Raw genomic sequence first — 16,969 nt, 5'->3', positions numbered from 1 at the left:
AGGGGGCGGGTACGGGCGCCGAGTCGCAACGGGCGCCCGTTCGCCGGCAAGCCGACGCCTGCGGGTCAGAACTTGATGAAGTGCTTGCGGTAGTGCTGGAGCTCGGCAATGGACTCGCGAATATCGTCCAGGGCCAGGTGGGTGCTGCCTTTCTTGAAGCTGTCGCGCACGTCCGGCGCCCAGCGGGCGGCCAGTTCCTTGAGGGTCGAGACGTCCAGGTTGCGGTAGTGGAAGTAGCTTTCCAGAGCCTTCATGTGGCGGTACAGGAAGCGCCGGTCCTGGCAGATGCTGTTGCCACAGATCGGCGATTTACCCTTGGGTACCCACTGCTCCAGGAAGGCAATGGTCTGGGCTTCGGCTTCGGCCATGCTGATGCGGCTTTCGCGAACGCGCTGGGTCAGACCGGAACCGCCGTGCTGGCGGGTGTTCCATTCATCCATGCCGGCGAGGATCTCGTCGCTCTGGTGGATGGCGATGACCGGTCCTTCAGCCAAGGTGTTGAGGTTGCTGTCAGTGACAATGGTGGCCATCTCGATGATGACGTCGGTGTCAGGGTTCAGACCGGTCATTTCCAGGTCGATCCAAATCAGGTTCTGCGGGTTTTGCATGGGTGGGCTCCTCGGCGTAGTTGCGCAGTTTAGCCTAGAGGGCCTGCCCGGCGTGCTAAACTCGCCGCCGTTTTACCTATCCGCCGTAATTATCGACACGGAACACCAATGGCCAAACGCCAGCTCAATCGCCGCCAAAACTGGCGCATCGAAAAGATCCAGGGTGAGCGCGCCGCCCGCGCCGCCAAACGCGAGTCCTCTGCCGTCGAGGCGCTGGAAGGTGGCGACCTGGGCCCGGAACAGACCGGCCTGGTCATCGCCCACTTCGGCGTCCAGGTCGAAGTCGAGGCTCGCGAAGGCGAAACGGCCGGCCAGGTGTTCCGCTGCTACCTGCGGGCCAACCTGCCGGCCCTGGTGACCGGCGACCAGGTGGTCTGGCGCGCCGGCAACCAGGGCATCGGGGTGATCGTCGCGCAACTGCCGCGCAGCACCGAGCTGTGCCGCCCGGACAGCCGCGGCCAACTCAAGCCGGTGGCCGCCAACGTCGACATGATCGTGATCGTGTTTGCGCCCATGCCAGAGCCCCACGCCAACCTGATCGACCGCTACCTGGTAGCCGCCGAGCATGCTGGAATCCGGCCGTTGCTGCTGCTGAACAAGGCCGACCTGATCGATGAGCAGAACGCCCCTGCGCTCAACGCCCTGCTCGCGGTCTACCGCCAGCTGGGCTACCCGCTGCTGGAGGTCTCGGCTCATCACGGCGACGGCATGGAGCAGTTGCAAGCCCTGCTGGACGGGCGCATCAGTGTATTCGTCGGCCAGTCGGGGGTGGGCAAGTCGTCCCTGGTCAACAGCCTGCTGCCGGAAGTCGAAACCCGCGTCGGCCCGCTGTCGGAGTTCTCCGGCCAGGGCACTCACACCACCACGACCGCGCGCCTGTTCCACTTCCCCGGTGGCGGTGAGCTGATCGACTCCCCCGGTATCCGTGAGTTCGGCCTCGGCCATGTCAGCCGCGCCGATGTCGAGGCCGGGTTCATCGAGTTCAATGACTTGCTGGGCACCTGCCGCTTCCGCGATTGCAAGCACGATCGCGAGCCGGGCTGTGCCTTGCTCAAGGCCCTGGAAGACGGGCGGATCCAGCAGCAACGGATGAACAGCTACCGCTCGATCCTCGCCAGCCTGCCAGACAACAGTTACTGATTGACCTGACCCAGATACGACAAGGCCGCGATCTTCGCGGCCTTGTCGTTTGTCACTTCGCCGTGCCCGGCGTAGCGGGCGGCGCCACCGGAGCAGTGGGAGCCGGAGCCGGAGCCGGAGCGGAAGACTGGCCCGCCGCACCCTGCTCGTCCATCTTCAGCACACCGTCCTCGAAGATATTCATACGTTGACGCACCTCGTGCGCCGGCAGCGGTTCGCTACCGGGCGGCAAGGCATTCGGGTCGGCTGCCGCCCCCGGTACTTCACCGGGAGCACCGCTACCCTGGGTCGGTACCGGAGCATTGGGATCGGTCTGCTCACCCTCGATGGCACGCTGGGCCTTCTTGGTCAGCACGACGATATCGATGCGCCGGTTGACCGGGTTGAACGGGTCCTTGCGATCGAATAGAGCCGACGAAGCAAAGCCCACCACACGCGCAACTTGCGGATCAGGATAACCACCCGCCACCAGCGCCCGACGCGCAGCGTTGGCCCGGTTGGCCGACAGTTCCCAGTTGCCGAAGTCGCCAGTGCCCGAATAGGGCTTGGCGTCGGTGTGACCGCTGATGCTGATCTTGTTCGGCACGGTCTTGATGGTGTCAGCCATGGCCAGCAGGATGTCTTCGAAATACGGCTTCAGACGTGCACTGCCAGAGTCGAACATCGGCCGGTTCTCGGCGTCCATGATCTGGATCCGCAGGCCGTCCGGGGTGATCTCGAAGAGGATCTGGTCCTTGAACTTCTGCAGTTGCGGGTTTTCTTCAACCTTGTTCTGCAACTCTTGCAACAGCAACTCGAGACGCTCGCGCTCGACCTGCTCGGCCATGCCCTCCACCTGGTCGGCATCCACCGTGACCTTGTCCGGTTGTGGCTGGGACTTGATCTCGGGGTTGAGGGTGTTGTCCGGCGCCAGCTCAGGGGAGCCGCCCAGGTCGATGATGTAGGGCGTACCGCTTTCCGAGAAGCCGATCGGGTCCTTGAAGTAACCGGCGATGGCGATCTTCTGTTCCGGGGTGGCCGTGGACAGCAGCCACAACACCAGGAAGAACGCCATCATCGCCGTGGCGAAGTCGGCGAAGGCGATTTTCCAGGCGCCCCCGTGATGTCCGCCAGCGAAGCGCTTGACGCGCTTGATGATAATCGGCTGATTATTTTCCATGACTTAGCGACCGCGAACCGCTTGTTCCAGCTCGGCGAAGCTAGGACGGTGCGCCGGGTACAGAACCTTGCGCCCGAACTCCACGGCCAGGGACGGCGGCATGCCGGAAGCCGAGGCCACCAGCGACGCCTTGATGGCTTCGTAGACGTTCAGTTCTTCCTTGGCGTCGTGGGCCAGGGAGTGGGCCAGCGGGCCGAAGAAACCATAGGCCGCGAGAATACCGAAGAAAGTACCCACCAGTGCCGCACCTACGTGCAGGCCGATGGACTTCTGGTCGCCATCGCCCAGGGAAGCCATGGTCACCACGATCCCCAATACCGCCGCGACGATACCGAAACCGGGCATGCCGTCGGCAATCCCGTTGACCGCATGGGATGGATGCTCAAGGTCTTCCTTGAGGCTGAACAGCTCCATGTCGAACAGGCCTTCCAGCTCGTGGGGAGCCATGTTGCCGGAGGACATGATGCGCAGATAGTCACAGACGAAGGCGGTCATGCGTTCATCTTTGAGCACCGCCGGGTACTTGGCGAAAATCGGGCTGGCCGCGGCGTCCTCGATATCGCCTTCGATGGCCATCATGCCTTCGCGACGACTCTTGTTGAGGATCTCGTAGATCAGGCCCAGCACTTCCAGGTAGAAGGTGTGGGTGAAGCGCGAGCTGAACATGCCCAGGGATTTCTTGACGACGTGCATCGTCATGTAGCCCGGGTTGGCCTGGAGGAATGCGCCAAAGGCTGCGCCGCCGATGATCAGCACTTCGAAAGGCTGGATCAGTGCCGCGATTTTGCCGTGGGAAAGCACGTATCCGCCGAGCACGCTCGCGAATACGACGATGATGCCGATAATTTTAGCCATAGGTAGGGGAGTACTTATTGAGTCGGGTTCAAGGTCATATTCGGAAGTTCTTAAAACTCTTCTTCTACTTATCGGCAAAACTGCGCCAGACTATAGCCAGTTAAGGCGAAAAGCCAGTTTGGCCCGCTCTGGGCGTGTTCACAGCAGACGATGATTGCGCCCGACCATGTCTAATGAAACCAGCGTCCCACATTCTCCGCCCGCCTCTCTCGACGCCTGGGTAAAGCTCCTCAATGGCGTGCGCCTGCCGGTGCCCCAGGCCAGCCATGACCGGGTCTGCCGCGCCATCGCCAACAACCGCAGCTCGCTGCGGGAGATTGTCGATCTGATGCAAAACAGCCCGGCACTGGCCTTGAGCGTGATCCGCGAAGCCAACCGGCATTCCCACGGCAGCATGAGCGAACCGGCGGAAAACCTGGAGATCGCGGTCAATCGACTGGGCCTCAAGCGTACCGAGGAGTTGCTCGAGCAACTGCCGACGCTGCCTGAAGAGCAGATCCCCCAGGCATTGCGCCAGTTCCAGCTGATCAGCCAGCACGCCAGCCAGCAAGCCAATGGCTTCTTTGCCGGACGCCTGGCGCGACTCTGGCAGGACATCCACTGGGGCAGCCTGCTGTTTCTCTCGCCGCTGTGGGCCATGGCCCTGGTCTATCCCAAGCTGCTGGAAGAGTGGGAACTGCGGGTCATCTACAAGCACGAATCCGCACACGACGTTGAACTGCAACTGTTCGGAGTGCGGCTGATGGAAATGTGCCAGGCCCTGGTCCTGGCCTGGCACCTGCCGATCTGGGTCCAGCAGGGCTATCGCCTGCTGACCCAGGAGCAGCACCTGCTGGCCAAGGTCATGCTGATTGCCCGCGACAGCGACAACCCGCTGCGCCAGCAACAACGCCTGGACGCTGAACCGGACCTGCGGCGCTGGCTGAACCAGCCGGCCAACACTGTGTTGCTGGCCAACGGACTGGCGCTGGCGGCGCAACAGTCCTGGAACAGTCCCCATGGCCGGCGCTGGCAGAACCTTACCGCTCTTTATCTGCAGATCCCCCTGGACCAGGTCCAGCAACAGTTGCACCAACAGGCAGCACAAAGCGCCCGCAACGACACCCAGCCCGATCTCTGGCACCCGGCCCAGGCCCTGCTCTGGCCTTGGGATGCCCGACGCCTGCATCACGGCGAGCAACCAGCCCCGGCGCCCACCGCACTGGAACTGGCCAAGTGGCGCAAGCTCTGCGGCGAACTGTTGCTGGACCCCAGCCCCTTTACCAACGCCGTGCACCTTACCGGCTTTGCCCGGGATGCCTTGGCGGCATGCGGCATGCATCGGGTCATGCTGCTGATGGTCGATCGCAGCCTGAGCCACCTGCGAGTGCAACAGCTTTACGGCCTGCCCAGGGAAGCGGCCAGCCTGACCCTGCAGGCCAAGCAGAGCCCGCTGTTGCAACGCCTGCTGGAAAAATCCGCGCAGATCCGCCTGACCCCGGCCAACCGGGCCCAGTTCGCCCCTCACCTGCCAAGCTCGCTGCGCCAGCTGTTTCGCGGCGAACACCTGCTGATCCGCTCACTGTCGTGCAATGGCCGGGTACTGATGCTGGCGATCGCCGACCAGGGCGGCGTGCCGTTCTCGGAAATCAGCGTCCAGGCCTTCGGCAAGACCGCCCAGTGCATCGAAAAAGCCTTGCACAGCTTTACCAACCGCAGCCAATGACGCTTGCGCTACAATCCTTCCCTTTGCGCCCTGGGGACCTGACATGTCTGACTTCTCTGGCTTGCCGCTGGTCATTGAACCGAGCGACCTGCTCGCCCGCCTGAACGCCCGCGAACTGATCCTGGTCGACCTGACCAGCGCTGCCCGATATGCAACCGGGCATATTCCCGGGGCGCGCTTCGTCGACCCCAAGCGCACTCAGCTGGGCCAGGCGCCGGCTCCCGGGCTGCTGCCGCCGCAAGCGGCGCTTGAAACGCTGTTCGGCGAACTCGGGCACAACCCGGACGCGGTCTATGTGGTCTACGACGATGAAGGCGGTGGCTGGGCCGGGCGCTTCATCTGGCTGCTGGACGTGATCGGCCACCACCGCTACCACTACCTCGACGGCGGCCTGCCGGCCTGGCTGGCGGAAGGCCTGCCCGTGTCTACCGAAGTGCCGGCCGCGGTCGGCGGCCCCGTGGCGCTGGCCCTGCATGACGAGCCCACCGCCACCCGCGAATACCTGCAAAGCCGTCTCGGCGCGGCGGACCTGGTGATCTGGGACGCCCGCGGACCGCTGGAGTACTCCGGCGAAAAAGTCCTGGCAGCCAAGGGCGGGCATATCCCCGGCGCGGTGAATTTCGAATGGACCGCCGGCATGGATCAGGCACGCCACCTGCGCATCCGCCGCGACATGCCACAGATCCTTGCGGACCTGGGCATCAGCAAAGACAAAGAAGTGATCACCCACTGCCAGACCCACCATCGCTCCGGCTTCACCTATCTGGTGGCCAAGGCGCTGGGCTACCCACGGGTCAAGGGCTACGCCGGTTCCTGGGGCGAATGGGGCAATCATCCCGATACGCCCGTAGAGATTTAAGGTTTTTAAGGACACCCAATGAAAAAGCGTTTGTTCATCATCAGCCAGTACCTGCTGCCTCATCACCTGCTGTCGCGCCTGGCCGGCTGCATTGCCGAGTGCCGCGTGCGCTGGTTCAAGAATGCCTTCACCCGCTGGTTCGCCAAGCAGTATCAAGTGGATATGTCCGAGGCCCAGGTCGAGGACGTGACCGCCTACGAGCACTTCAACGCCTTCTTCACCCGCGCCCTCAAAGACGGCGCGCGGCCGCTGGACCCGACCCCGGGCGCGGTGCTCAGCCCTGCCGACGGCGCGGTCAGCCAACTGGGCCCGATCGAACACGGCCGAGTGTTCCAGGCCAAGGGCCACAGCTACAGCGTGCTGGAACTGCTGGGCGGTGACCCGGCCCTGGCACAGCCGTTCATGGGCGGCGACTTTGCCACCATCTACCTCTCCCCCAAGGACTACCACCGGGTGCACATGCCCCTGGCCGGCACCCTGCGGGAAATGGTCTATGTGCCGGGCCGGATCTTCTCGGTCAACCAGACTACCGCTGAAAACGTACCCGAGCTGTTCGCACGCAACGAGCGCGTGGTGTGCATCTTCGATACCGAGCGCGGCCCGATGGCGCTGGTGCTGGTGGGCGCGATGATCGTCGCTTCGATCGAAACCGTCTGGGCCGGCCTGGTAACGCCGCCCAAGCGCGAACTCAAGACCGTGCGCTACGACGAAGCCGCCCGCGCTCCGATCCACCTGGAGAAAGGCGCCGAAATGGGCCGCTTCAAGCTGGGCTCCACGGCCATCGTGCTGTTTGGCCCGGACCAGGTGCAGTGGGCCCAAGAGCTGGCTGCCGGCTCGCCCGTGCGGATGGGCCAGGGCCTGGGCCTGCCCAAGGCTTGAGGCCTGAATGCCGGACATAAAAAACGCCGCTGATCAGCGGCGTTTTTTATGAGCGGGGATTTTCCGGCGGCTCAGAGTTGCCCGTCGCGGTCACGGAACCCCAGCAGGTACAGCACGCCATCCAGGCCCAGGGTCGAGATCGCCTGCTTGGCCGACTGCTTGACCAGCGGCTTAGCGCGGAATGCCACGCCCAGGCCGGCAATGCCGAGCATCGGCAAATCGTTGGCGCCATCGCCGACAGCGATGGTCTGCTCCAGGCGCAGGCCTTCCTTGTGCGCCAGCTCACGTAGCAGATCGGCCTTGCGCTGGGCGTCGACAATCGGCTCCACCGCCACGCCAGTGACCTTGCCGTCCACCACTTCCAGCTCGTTGGCGAACACGTAGTCGATACCCAGCTTGGCTTGCAGCTGCTTGGCAAAGTAGGTGAAGCCGCCGGAGAGGATCGCGGTCTTGTAGCCCAGGCGCTTGAGCTCGGCGAACAGGGTTTCGGCGCCCTCGGTCAGGCGCAGGGAGGCGCCGATGGCGTCCAGCACATTGACGTCCAGGCCCTTGAGTAGCGCCAGGCGCTCCTTGAAACTGGCGCGGAAGTCCAGCTCGCCGGCCATCGCCCGCTCGGTGATTTCCGCGACCCGATCGCCGACACCGGCCGCCTTGGCCAGCTCGTCGATGACTTCGGCCTCGATCAGCGTCGAATCCATGTCGAACACCGCCAGGCGCCGGTTACGGCGGAACAGCGAGTCTTCCTGGAACGCGATATCGACGTTCAGCTCCTGGGCCACGCTGAGGAACTCGGCCCGCAGGGCTTGCGGATCGGCGGCTTCGCCACGTACCGAGAACTCGATGCAGCCCTTGCCCTGGTCGGCTGGCATGTCCAGGGGCATGCGCCCGGACAGGCGATCGATATGGTCGATGTTCAGGCCGTACTTGGCGGTGATGGAGCTCACGCGCTGCAACTGTTCGGCGGTAACCTTGCGCGTCAGCAGGGTCACGATATGGCGCTTCTTGCCCTGCCCGGCGACCCACTGCTGGTAATCCTGCTCGGACACCGGCGTGAAGCGCACCTGCTGGTCGAGCTTGTAGGCGGTGAACAGGATGTCCTTGAGCACCGACGAGCTCTGCTCGTTGCTGGGAATTTCAACCAGGATGCCGAACGACAAGGTGTCGTGGATCACCGCCTGACCGATGTCGAGAATGTTCACACCACCCTGGGCCAGAACGCCGGTAATGGCCGCAGTCAGACCGGGACGATCTTCGCCGGTGATGTTTATCAGGACAATTTCGCGCAAGGCGCACCCCCGAGGTGGAAAAAAAGCGCATTCTACCCACTTTCGGTGACCATCGGGCACAGCCAGCGCTTTGCCGGTCTAGGGCCTGTCGCTATACTGCGCGTCAACTTCACGGACAAAAGAGCCGAGCTCAGTGAACCGGCCCACGCCAGTTAAAACCGATAACTTCTTCCTGCTGATCTTCCGTGCACTGCGCCACCGCCGTGTGCCGATTGCATTGCGCATTGCCAGCCATAACGTGATCCTGGTCGCCCTGGCCCTGGTGATCTATGCCGGCGTGATGGGCCTGCAGTTCAAGCAAGCCATGCACGAACAAGCCGACGCCCTGGGTCAGAGCCTGACCACCCAGACCGCCACCTCGGCCACCGAGCTGCTGGTGTCCAACGACATCCTCAGCCTCAATGTCCTGCTCAACAATCTGACCAAGAACCCGCTGGTGGCCCACGCGGCCATCTACAGCGTGGACAACCGCATCCTCGCCGAGGCCGGCCAGCGCCCCAAGAGCAGCCTGCTGGGTGAAACCGAGGGCGTGTACCAGACCAAGATCACCTTCCAGGACGTGACCGCGGGCAACCTGCGAATCAGCCTGGACATGGCGCAATTCCAGCAGCCGATGACCATCAGCCTGCAAAGCATGGGCATCCTCAGCGCCATCCTGCTGGCCCTGGCCCTGGCCTTGAGCCTGCGCCTGGGGCGGCACATCTCGACTCCGCTGCTGCAACTGCGAGTCTGGCTGCGTGACCTGGACGAACACACTCCCGCCACCCAGCGCCAGGACGAAATCGGCGATCTGGCGCGTCAGCTGCATGCCCGCCTGGTGCCGGAAAAACCCGAACCGGCACCGCAGCCCGAGGCTGAAGTGCAAGACGACGAGGACGATGAGCCGGCATTCGAAGTGCGCAACCTGCGGGACCCGAGCTTCGACGAAAGCGCTCCGGTAGCAGGCCTGAAGCCTGCACCCCGGCACCTGGTTCACGCCGAAGAAGATGAACTGGACGAGGAAGACCCCTTCGCCGACCTGCGGGACAGCTCATCGACGCCTGCTGCCAAGCCACAACCGCAACCACAGGTTCCGGCCCAGCCCCAGCACAGTGCGGTACTCGCGGTGCAACTCGGTGCCCAGGAGCAACTGCGACGCCTGCCCCGCGCCCGCCTGATGGAACTGCTGGAACGCTACCGCGATTGCCTCGACCAGGCCGCCTCGCTGTACCAGAGCGAACTGCATACCCTGAACGATGGCAGCACGCTGATGCTGTTCCACAGCGAAGACAGCGGTGACGACTACCTGACCAACGCCATCTGCTGCGGCGAGTTGCTGCGCGCCCTGGGCCATGCCCTGCAGATCGAAGTGGCGGACAGCGGCATCACCCTGCAACTGCAACTGGGCCTGACCCTGGGCGACGAACTGTTCGGCCTGAGCCAGATCGACCTGCTGCTCACCGAAACCGCTCAGGATGCCCTGGCCCTGTCCCAGCACAGCCGCAACCTGCTGCTGGTGGAGCGCAAGGTCAATGACGACCCGCTGCTGCGCCAGCGGGCACGTATTCGCCCGATCGCCAGCCCGGAAGGTGCCTGCTGCGTGGAACGCCTGATGGAGCCCTACCCGTCGATGCTGGAGCGGCAACTGGCACGCATGCATGAAACACGGGCCAAGCTGTAAGGCTGACCCGCACAAAAAGAAGCCCGCCCAGTGCGGGCTTTTTCATGAGCTTTGTGTAGCCGCTGGCGCAGCCTGCGACAAGCCCCGCAGGGGCTTCAACGCTGGTGATATCGCTGCGTGCCTGCGGCCTGCTCGCAGCCTTCGGCAGCGGCTACAGGAGATTGCGTTGGCCAGAGCCAGAAACGACAAGGCCCGCTGTTGGGCGGGCCTTGTCTCGCGGCGTGTCAACTCAGAACCTGAACACTTCCATATCCGTGCGGATCGGCGTGGCCATCGGGATCTTCGGTTGCTTTTCCTGCCCGGCAGGCTTGGGCGCAGGAGCCGGGGCCGCCTTGCGTGGCACCTCCGCCACCGCCGGCTGATTGGCCAGAGGCTTGAGGGCACCCGACAACTGTTCCGCCAGACGCTGCAACAGCACGCCCTGGGCCTGGACCTGGGACGCCGTGGTTCCCGCGTGCTGCTCCTGCAGATGAACGATGCGGTTGTCCCGCACCTGGCCACGACGGTCGATCAGGCGCCATTGCGCATCCAGCACCGCCGGCTGCGACTTGCCTGAATCCAGGCGAGTGATCGACAGCAGCACCTGGACATCCGGAGTGAAGCCGCTGGTGGCCGGAGCCAATACAACCCGCTGGCTGTCGAGATGACCGGCCACCTGGCGCAACAGCAACTGGTCGATGTCCGAAGACAGGCTGCCGGCCCAGCGACCATCAGTGGAGGCCTGCAGGCTGCCATCATCCTGACGCTGCAGGAGGGTTTCACGTTGCAGGTAGTCGGCGATCAGCACCGGCCCAAGCAATACCGACATGCCGGCACTGGCCGGCTGAGCTGGACTTCCGCTGTCCAGCTGATACAGCGACACCGGCTGGTGTACGCTGCAACCCGCCAGGCCAAGAACGCCGGCGAGCAAGAAAACAAGAGGAAGGCGCAGAGCAGTCATCATCCCATCCAGGTGGCGGCCACAAGGCTAGCCACAGTGTAAATACTCAAAAAAACCTGAATAACGCCCGGCCACGCCAGCGTTTGAAAGCGCATATCATCCGTGAATATGCGCCCTGACTCCAGTGTTGTAGCGTCGATCCTGCGCTTAAATCGCAGATCGAACGCTCTAGCCCGCCCTTAACTGAGAGGCTCTACCAACAACGCATCCACCCGCTGGAAGCCGCGAGGCAGTTTGTTGCCACGGCGCCCGCGCTCACCTTTGTAGTGCTCCAGATCGTCAGCCTTCAGCGACAAGGTGCGCTTGCCAGCCTGCAGCACCAGGGTCGCGCCGTCCGGCAGCACCGCGATATCGGTGACGTACTCTTCGCGGCTGGCCACGCGCTCACCGGGAATGCCGATGATCTTGTTGCCCTTGCCCTTGCCCAGCTGCGGCAGGTCGCTGATCTTGAACACCAGCAAGCGCCCTTCGGTGGTCACCGAAGCCAGCCAGTTCTGTTCGCGATCGGCCACTGGCCGCGGCGCCAGCACCTTGGCATTGTTCGGCAGGCTCAACAGCGCCTTGCCCGCCTTGTTCTTGGCCTGCAGGTCCTCGCCCTTGACCACGAAGCCGTAGCCGGCGTCAGAAGCGATCACATACAAGGCATCGTCATCCGGCAGCAGCACGCATTCGAACGTCGCACCCGGCGGCGGCGTCAGACGGCCGGTCAGCGGCTCGCCCTGACCCCGGGCCGATGGCAGCGTATGGGCCGCCACCGAGTAACTGCGCCCGGTGGAGTCGATGAACACCGCGAACTGGTTGGAACGCCCGGGCGCAGCGGTCTTGTAGCCATCGCCGGCCTTGTAGGACAGACCAGTGGCGTCAATATCATGCCCCTTGGCGCAACGCACCCAGCCTTTTTCCGACAGAACGATAGTCACCGGCTCGGTAGGCATCAGCTCGTTTTCCGACAGCGCCTTGGCCTCGGCCCGGGCGACGATCGGCGAACGACGGTCATCGCCGTAGGTTTCTGCGTCTTGCAGCAACTCGGTGCGCACCAGCTTCTTCAGTTTGGCTTCGCTGTTGAGCAAGGCTTGCAGCTTGGCCTGCTCCTTGAGCAACTCATCCTGTTCGGCCCGCAGCTTCATCTCTTCCAGACGCGCCAATTGGCGCAGGCGCGTGTCGAGGATGTAGTCGGCCTGGATTTCGCTCAGGGCGAAACGCTCGATCAGCTTGGCCCGTGGATGCTCCTCGGTACGGATGATGTGGATCACTTCATCCAGGTTGAGGTAGGCAATCAGCAAACCGTCCAACAGATGCAGGCGACGCTCGACCTTGTCCAGGCGGAACTGCAGCCGGCGACGCACGGTGGTGACCCGGAACTCCAGCCACTCCACCAGCAGGGCCCGCAGGTTCTTCAACTGCGGCTTGCCGTCCAGGCCAATGATGTTGATGTTGACCCGGTAGGTGGATTCCAGCTCGGTGGTGGCGAACAGGTGCTGCATCAACTCATCGGCGTCGACCCGGTTGGAGCGTGGGATGATCACGATGCGGCACGGGTTTTCATGGTCCGACTCGTCACGCAGGTCGGCCACCATCGGCAGCTTCTTGGCCTGCATCTGGCCGGCGATCTGTTCCAGCACCTTGGCCCCGGAGACCTGGTGCGGCAGCGCGGTGACGATGATGTCGCCGTCCTCGACCCGGTACACGGCGCGCATGCGCACCGAGCCACGGCCGGTTTCGTAGATCTTCAGCAGGTCGGCACGCGGGGTGATGATCTCGGCTTCGGTGGGGTAGTCCGGCCCCTGGATATGCTCGCAGAGCTGCTCGACCGTGGCCTTGGGCTCATCCAGCAGGCGCACGCAGGCCGAAGCCACTTCCCGCAGGTTGTGCGGGGGCACGTCGGTGGCCATGCCCACGGCGATGCCGGTGGTGCCGTTGAGCAGGATGTTCGGCAGGCGTGCCGGCAGTACCAGCGGCTCCTGCAGCGTGCCGTCGAAGTTCGGCCCCCAGTCCGCAGTGCCCTGGCCCAGTTCGCTGAGCAGCACTTCGGAATAGCGTGACAGGCGCGCCTCGGTGTAACGCATGGCAGCGAAGGACTTGGGATCGTCCGGCGCACCCCAGTTGCCCTGGCCGTCCACCAGCGTGTAGCGGTAACTGAAAGGCTGGGCCATCAGCACCATGGCCTCATAGCAGGCCGAATCGCCGTGCGGGTGGAACTTGCCGAGCACGTCACCCACGGTACGCGCGGATTTCTTGTGCTTGGAATCGGCATCCAGCCCCAGCTCACTCATGGCGTAGACGATACGCCGCTGTACCGGTTTCAGGCCGTCGCCGATATGCGGCAGAGCACGGTCCATGATCACGTACATGGAGTAGTTGAGGTAGGCATTTTCGGTGAAGTCAGCCAGTGACCGGCGTTCTACGCCATCCAGGCTGAGATCAAGGGAGTCGCTCATGCGGGCCTCATTGGTTCGTAGTCTGGCGCAGCAGCATGCTGCCGCCGCGCTGAGTAAATTCAAGTTTTTTCAAAGCGCTCATGCCCAGCAGAACCTGGTCGCCGTCGAGCCCCGGCGCCACCAGCGCGGCCACGTCCCGCAGCACGATATCCCCCAGCTGCAGGAGTTCGATACGGGTCCGATAACCTTCGCTGCGCCCATTGGCCGTGCTCAGGGTGACCGGCGCACCGCGCTCCAGGCCCAGACGTTCAGCGAGATCCGCAGGTACCGAGACGTCGGTGGCCCCGGTGTCGAGCATGAATTGCACCGGCCGCCCGTTGATATGGCCGCTGGCGACGAAATGCCCCTGGCGATTGCCCGCCAGTTGCACTTCGATGTAACCCTCATGTTGTTGCGAACTGACGACAGTGTTGGGGTTCTCCTGGTGCGCTTCCCAGTCGGCAAAGAACCGCGTGGCCAGGAACAGCGCCGCCGCCCAGGCCATGATCAGCATCACCCGCCCGGCACTCTTGCCCGGTTGCTGGCTCACGGCTTGGCACTCCAGCCGCCTTCGGGAGCTGCAAAACGCCAGACGATCGGTCGGGCCTCGCCGTCGGCGCGAGCACCGTTGTTGTTGTCCAGGCCAATCCAGGCGCCCTTGGCGTCCACCACCAGGGCTTCCGCCAACCCGTAGGGCTGTGGATAACGCCGATGCTCCACCAGTGCTTCGCCAGCATACGACCAGCACTGCTCGACCTTGGCGCTCAGCGCGTCCCGGCGACAGATCTGATAGGCGTTGCGCTCCAGGGTGAACAGCTTGCCGTCGAACAGCGACAGGTCGGCAAAGTCACGGGATACGGCCTTGGCGTTGGGCATCTGCTCAGGCTGCATTAGCGCCCCTGCTTCACTAAGCAGCACGCAACCGCCATCGCAGTCCCAGGTGGTCTGGCCACGCTTGATCAACAGCAGCCCGCGCCGCTCGCGTTCCGCCGCCAGCCAGATCCGATCCCCGGCAGAGTTGACCGCCAGCCCTTCGAACAGGGCATTGAAGTGCAGCAGCATGCCGCTGGCACGGGCTTCGCGCACCATGATCGGGGAAATCTTCAACCAGGCCGGCGCGCCTTGCGCCGGAACCTGCAGCACCGCGGCATGGGCTTCGCTGACCACATATTTGTTGCCGGCGGCATCACAGGTGATGCCCTCGAAATCCAGGTCGCCGCCACGCACGAAGGACGCCGCCCAGGTCCGCACCTTCAAGCCCCAGGGCAAGCCGGAATCCGGCAACGCAGGCACCTCGATCCCGACGGTCTCGGCCTGCCAGACAGTGTTCCGGGTATCGAGCCTGTAGATCTGCTCGTCGTCGCGATCGGAGACGGTCCAAAGCTCCTGACCACACAGCGCCAGCCCGGACAGATTGCCGCCGCGCATGCCTTGCACAGGATGCTCGGACAGCAGTTTCAGTTCGGGCGCCGGCGCGGCCACCACCGAGGTTGCCAATAGCGCCAGGGCCAGGGCAAAACCTCTGTGCATCAGGCCAGCACCTCGGCCAGGTTGCCCTTGGACTCCAGCCAGGACTTGCGATCACCGGCGCGCTTCTTGGCCAGCAGCATGTCCATGATTTCCGCGGTGGCCTCGACGTCGTCCAGGGTCAACTGCACCAGGCGCCGGGTGTTCGGGTCCATGGTGGTCTCGCGCAGTTGCGGCGGGTTCATTTCACCCAACCCCTTGAATCGGGTGACCTGTGGCTTGCCGCGTTTCTTCTCGGCCACCAGGCGGTCGAGAATGCCGTCGCGCTCGGCTTCATCCAGGGCGTAGTAGATCTCCTTGCCCAGGTCGATGCGGTACAGCGGCGGCATGGCCACGTAGACGTGACCGGCATCCACCAGCGGACGGAAATGCTGGACGAACAAGGCACACAGCAAGGTAGCGATGTGCAAGCCGTCGGAGTCGGCGTCGGCGAGGATGCAGATCTTGCCGTAGCGCAGCTGGCTCATGTCCTCGGCGCCCGGATCGACCCCGATGGCCACGGCGATGTTGTGCACTTCCTGGCTGGCCAGGACCTCGCTGCCGTCCACTTCCCAGGTGTTGAGGATCTTGCCGCGCAACGGCAGGATCGCCTGGAACTCCTTGTCCCGCGCCTGCTTGGCCGAACCGCCGGCGGAGTCACCCTCCACCAGGAACAGCTCGGAGCGCATCGGGTCCTGGCCGGCGCAGTCCGCCAGCTTGCCTGGCAGTGCCGGGCCCTGGGTAATGCGCTTGCGCTCGACCTTCTTGCTGGCCTTCAAGCGGCGCCCGGCGTTGCTGATGGCCAGCTCCGCCAGTTGCATGCCCAGCTCGGGGTTGGCGTTGAGCCACAGGCTGAAGGCGTCCTTGACCACACCGGAAACGAACGCCGCCGCCTCGCGGGATGACAGGCGCTCCTTGGTCTGGCCGGAGAACTGCGCGTCCTGCATTTTCATCGACAGGACAAAGGCAATGCGCTCCCAGACGTCTTCCGGGGCCAGCTTCAGGCCGCGGGGCAACAGGTTGCGGAACTCGCAGAACTCGCGCATGGCATCCAGCAGGCCCTGGCGCAGGCCGTTGACATGGGTGCCGCCCTGGGCCGTGGGGATCAAGTTGACGTAGCTTTCCTGGACGCTGTCGCCGCCTTCGGGCAGCCACAACAGGGCCCAGTCCACCGCTTCCTTGTTCCCTGCCAGGCTGCCGCAGAACGGCTCGGCCGGAAGGCGTTCGAATTCACTGACCGCATCCACCAGGTAGGAGCGCAGGCCATCTTCGTAGTGCCACTCGACCTTCTCGCCGCTGGACTTGTCCTCGAAGCTCACCAGCAGCCCCGGGCAGAGTACGGCCTTGGCCTTGAGCACGTGCTTGAGACGGCTGACGGAGAATTTCGGCGAGTCGAAGTATTTTGGGTCCGGAGCGAAGTACACGCTGGTGCCGGTGTTGCGCTTGCCCACGGTGCCGACCACTTCCAGCTCGGTGGCCTTGTAGCCGTCGGCGAAAGTCATCTGGTATTCGTTGCCGTCGCGCTTGACCCGCACCCGCACCTGGTTCGACAAGGCGTTGACCACGGAGATGCCCACCCCGTGCAGACCGCCGGAGAACTGGTAGTTCTTGTTAGAGAACTTGCCGCCGGCGTGGAGCTTGGTGAGGATCAGCTCGATCCCGGACACGCCTTCTTCCGGGTGGATGTCCACGGGCATGCCGCGGCCGTCGTCGGACACTTCCAGGGAATGGTCGGCGTGCAGGATGACCTGTATCGACTTCGCATGGCCGGCCAGGGCTTCGTCGACGCTGTTGTCGATGACTTCCTGGGCCAAATGGTTGGGCCGCGTGGTGTCGGTGTACATGCCCGGGCGTTTGCGCACCGGGTCGAGTCCCGAGAGGACTTCGATGGCGTCTGCGTTATAAGAGCTAGCGCTGGGAGTGGCCATGGGTTCTCGTCGTTAGTCGTTCAATGA

At 63.9% G+C, this 16,969-nt stretch carries 14 protein-coding genes; 5 read left to right on the top strand and 9 right to left on the bottom strand.

Annotated elements, in window-relative coordinates; genetic code table 11:
• Positions 1 to 65 precede the first annotated feature (65 nt).
• The gene (gene orn, locus PFLCHA0_RS02825) at positions 66 to 608 is read right to left on the bottom strand and encodes an oligoribonuclease (RefSeq protein ID WP_011058931.1); all 543 of its coding nucleotides are present in this window, start codon (positions 606 to 608) and stop codon (positions 66 to 68) included.
• A gap of 108 nt (positions 609 to 716) precedes the next feature.
• Here orn and rsgA point away from each other — a divergent pair, with 108 nt between their 5' ends.
• Positions 717 to 1,748 carry a small ribosomal subunit biogenesis GTPase RsgA gene (rsgA, locus tag PFLCHA0_RS02820; protein WP_011058930.1) on the top strand — a complete coding sequence of 344 codons (1,032 nt, stop codon included), beginning with the start codon at positions 717 to 719 and terminating at the stop codon, positions 1,746 to 1,748.
• A 52-nt stretch (positions 1,749 to 1,800) separates the two neighbouring features.
• Here rsgA and motB read toward each other — a convergent pair whose 3' ends face one another.
• Positions 1,801 to 2,907, bottom strand: coding sequence for a flagellar motor protein MotB (motB, locus tag PFLCHA0_RS02815; protein WP_015633934.1), 1,107 nt, complete (start codon positions 2,905 to 2,907; stop codon positions 1,801 to 1,803).
• A 3-nt stretch (positions 2,908 to 2,910) separates the two neighbouring features.
• On the bottom strand, positions 2,911 to 3,762 hold the full coding sequence (motA, locus tag PFLCHA0_RS02810; protein WP_011058928.1) for a flagellar motor stator protein MotA: 852 nt from the start codon (positions 3,760 to 3,762) through the stop codon (positions 2,911 to 2,913).
• A 166-nt stretch (positions 3,763 to 3,928) separates the two neighbouring features.
• Here motA and PFLCHA0_RS02805 point away from each other — a divergent pair, with 166 nt between their 5' ends.
• The 3 genes from PFLCHA0_RS02805 to asd are packed head-to-tail and all read left to right on the top strand — an operon-like array spanning position 3,929 to position 7,205.
• On the top strand, positions 3,929 to 5,467 hold the full coding sequence (locus PFLCHA0_RS02805) for an HDOD domain-containing protein (RefSeq protein WP_011058927.1): 1,539 nt from the start codon (positions 3,929 to 3,931) through the stop codon (positions 5,465 to 5,467).
• A gap of 43 nt (positions 5,468 to 5,510) precedes the next feature.
• Positions 5,511 to 6,326, top strand: a complete 816-nt coding sequence (gene rhdA / locus PFLCHA0_RS02800; RefSeq protein WP_015633933.1) for a thiosulfate sulfurtransferase — start codon at positions 5,511 to 5,513, stop codon at positions 6,324 to 6,326.
• A gap of 18 nt (positions 6,327 to 6,344) precedes the next feature.
• The gene (gene asd / locus PFLCHA0_RS02795) at positions 6,345 to 7,205 is read left to right on the top strand and encodes an archaetidylserine decarboxylase (RefSeq protein ID WP_015633932.1); all 861 of its coding nucleotides are present in this window, start codon (positions 6,345 to 6,347) and stop codon (positions 7,203 to 7,205) included.
• A gap of 71 nt (positions 7,206 to 7,276) precedes the next feature.
• Here the strand turns inward: asd and serB are convergent, their stop codons facing one another.
• Complete coding sequence (gene serB / locus PFLCHA0_RS02790; RefSeq protein ID WP_015633931.1) at positions 7,277 to 8,491, bottom strand: phosphoserine phosphatase SerB; 1,215 nt, start codon at positions 8,489 to 8,491, stop codon at positions 7,277 to 7,279.
• Positions 8,492 to 8,624: 133 nt separating this feature from the next.
• Here serB and PFLCHA0_RS02785 point away from each other — a divergent pair, with 133 nt between their 5' ends.
• Positions 8,625 to 10,151, top strand: a complete 1,527-nt coding sequence (locus PFLCHA0_RS02785) for an AhpA/YtjB family protein (RefSeq protein WP_015633930.1) — start codon at positions 8,625 to 8,627, stop codon at positions 10,149 to 10,151.
• A 229-nt stretch (positions 10,152 to 10,380) separates the two neighbouring features.
• On the opposite strand, the gene PFLCHA0_RS02780 is transcribed toward PFLCHA0_RS02785, so the two are convergent.
• From PFLCHA0_RS02780 to parE, 5 genes are all read right to left on the bottom strand, one after another.
• Positions 10,381 to 11,091, bottom strand: a complete 711-nt coding sequence (locus PFLCHA0_RS02780; RefSeq protein ID WP_041115443.1) for a PqiC family protein — start codon at positions 11,089 to 11,091, stop codon at positions 10,381 to 10,383.
• A gap of 179 nt (positions 11,092 to 11,270) precedes the next feature.
• Positions 11,271 to 13,529 carry a DNA topoisomerase IV subunit A gene (gene parC, locus PFLCHA0_RS02775; protein ID WP_011058921.1) on the bottom strand — a complete coding sequence of 753 codons (2,259 nt, stop codon included), beginning with the start codon at positions 13,527 to 13,529 and terminating at the stop codon, positions 11,271 to 11,273.
• 7 nt (positions 13,530 to 13,536) lie between these two features.
• The gene (locus PFLCHA0_RS02770; RefSeq protein WP_011058920.1) at positions 13,537 to 14,058 is read right to left on the bottom strand and encodes a retropepsin-like aspartic protease family protein; all 522 of its coding nucleotides are present in this window, start codon (positions 14,056 to 14,058) and stop codon (positions 13,537 to 13,539) included.
• On the bottom strand, positions 14,055 to 15,038 hold the full coding sequence (locus PFLCHA0_RS02765) for an esterase-like activity of phytase family protein (protein ID WP_015633928.1): 984 nt from the start codon (positions 15,036 to 15,038) through the stop codon (positions 14,055 to 14,057). Before PFLCHA0_RS02765 ends, PFLCHA0_RS02770 begins: the two co-directional genes overlap by 4 nt.
• Positions 15,038 to 16,942: a DNA topoisomerase IV subunit B gene (gene parE / locus PFLCHA0_RS02760; protein WP_011058918.1), complete on the bottom strand. Its 1,905-nt coding sequence runs from the start codon at positions 16,940 to 16,942 to the stop codon at positions 15,038 to 15,040. Before parE ends, PFLCHA0_RS02765 begins: the two co-directional genes overlap by 1 nt.
• Positions 16,943 to 16,969: the final 27 nt, after the last annotated feature.

It is taken from the genome of Pseudomonas protegens CHA0 (assembly GCF_000397205.1).
GTDB classification, from domain to species: domain Bacteria; phylum Pseudomonadota; class Gammaproteobacteria; order Pseudomonadales; family Pseudomonadaceae; genus Aquipseudomonas; species Aquipseudomonas protegens.
This window is presented reverse-complemented; position numbering and strand designations above follow the sequence as displayed.

What these genes read in the sequence shown, in the direction of transcription:
- rhdA (WP_015633933.1), top strand. Translation starts at nt 5,511, where the DNA reads ATGTCTGACTTCTCTGGCTTGCCGCTGGTCATTGAACCGAGCGACCTG.
- rsgA (WP_011058930.1), top strand. Translation starts at nt 717, where the DNA reads ATGGCCAAACGCCAGCTCAATCGCCGCCAAAACTGGCGCATCGAAAAG.
- parC (WP_011058921.1), bottom strand. Translation starts at nt 13,529, where the DNA reads ATGAGCGACTCCCTTGATCTCAGCCTGGATGGCGTAGAACGCCGGTCA.
- PFLCHA0_RS02780 (WP_041115443.1), bottom strand. Translation starts at nt 11,091, where the DNA reads ATGACTGCTCTGCGCCTTCCTCTTGTTTTCTTGCTCGCCGGCGTTCTT.
- parE (WP_011058918.1), bottom strand. Translation starts at nt 16,942, where the DNA reads ATGGCCACTCCCAGCGCTAGCTCTTATAACGCAGACGCCATCGAAGTC.
- motA (WP_011058928.1), bottom strand. Translation starts at nt 3,762, where the DNA reads ATGGCTAAAATTATCGGCATCATCGTCGTATTCGCGAGCGTGCTCGGC.
- asd (WP_015633932.1), top strand. Translation starts at nt 6,345, where the DNA reads ATGAAAAAGCGTTTGTTCATCATCAGCCAGTACCTGCTGCCTCATCAC.
- PFLCHA0_RS02805 (WP_011058927.1), top strand. Translation starts at nt 3,929, where the DNA reads ATGTCTAATGAAACCAGCGTCCCACATTCTCCGCCCGCCTCTCTCGAC.
- orn (WP_011058931.1), bottom strand. Translation starts at nt 608, where the DNA reads ATGCAAAACCCGCAGAACCTGATTTGGATCGACCTGGAAATGACCGGT.
- PFLCHA0_RS02765 (WP_015633928.1), bottom strand. Translation starts at nt 15,038, where the DNA reads ATGCACAGAGGTTTTGCCCTGGCCCTGGCGCTATTGGCAACCTCGGTG.
- motB (WP_015633934.1), bottom strand. Translation starts at nt 2,907, where the DNA reads ATGGAAAATAATCAGCCGATTATCATCAAGCGCGTCAAGCGCTTCGCT.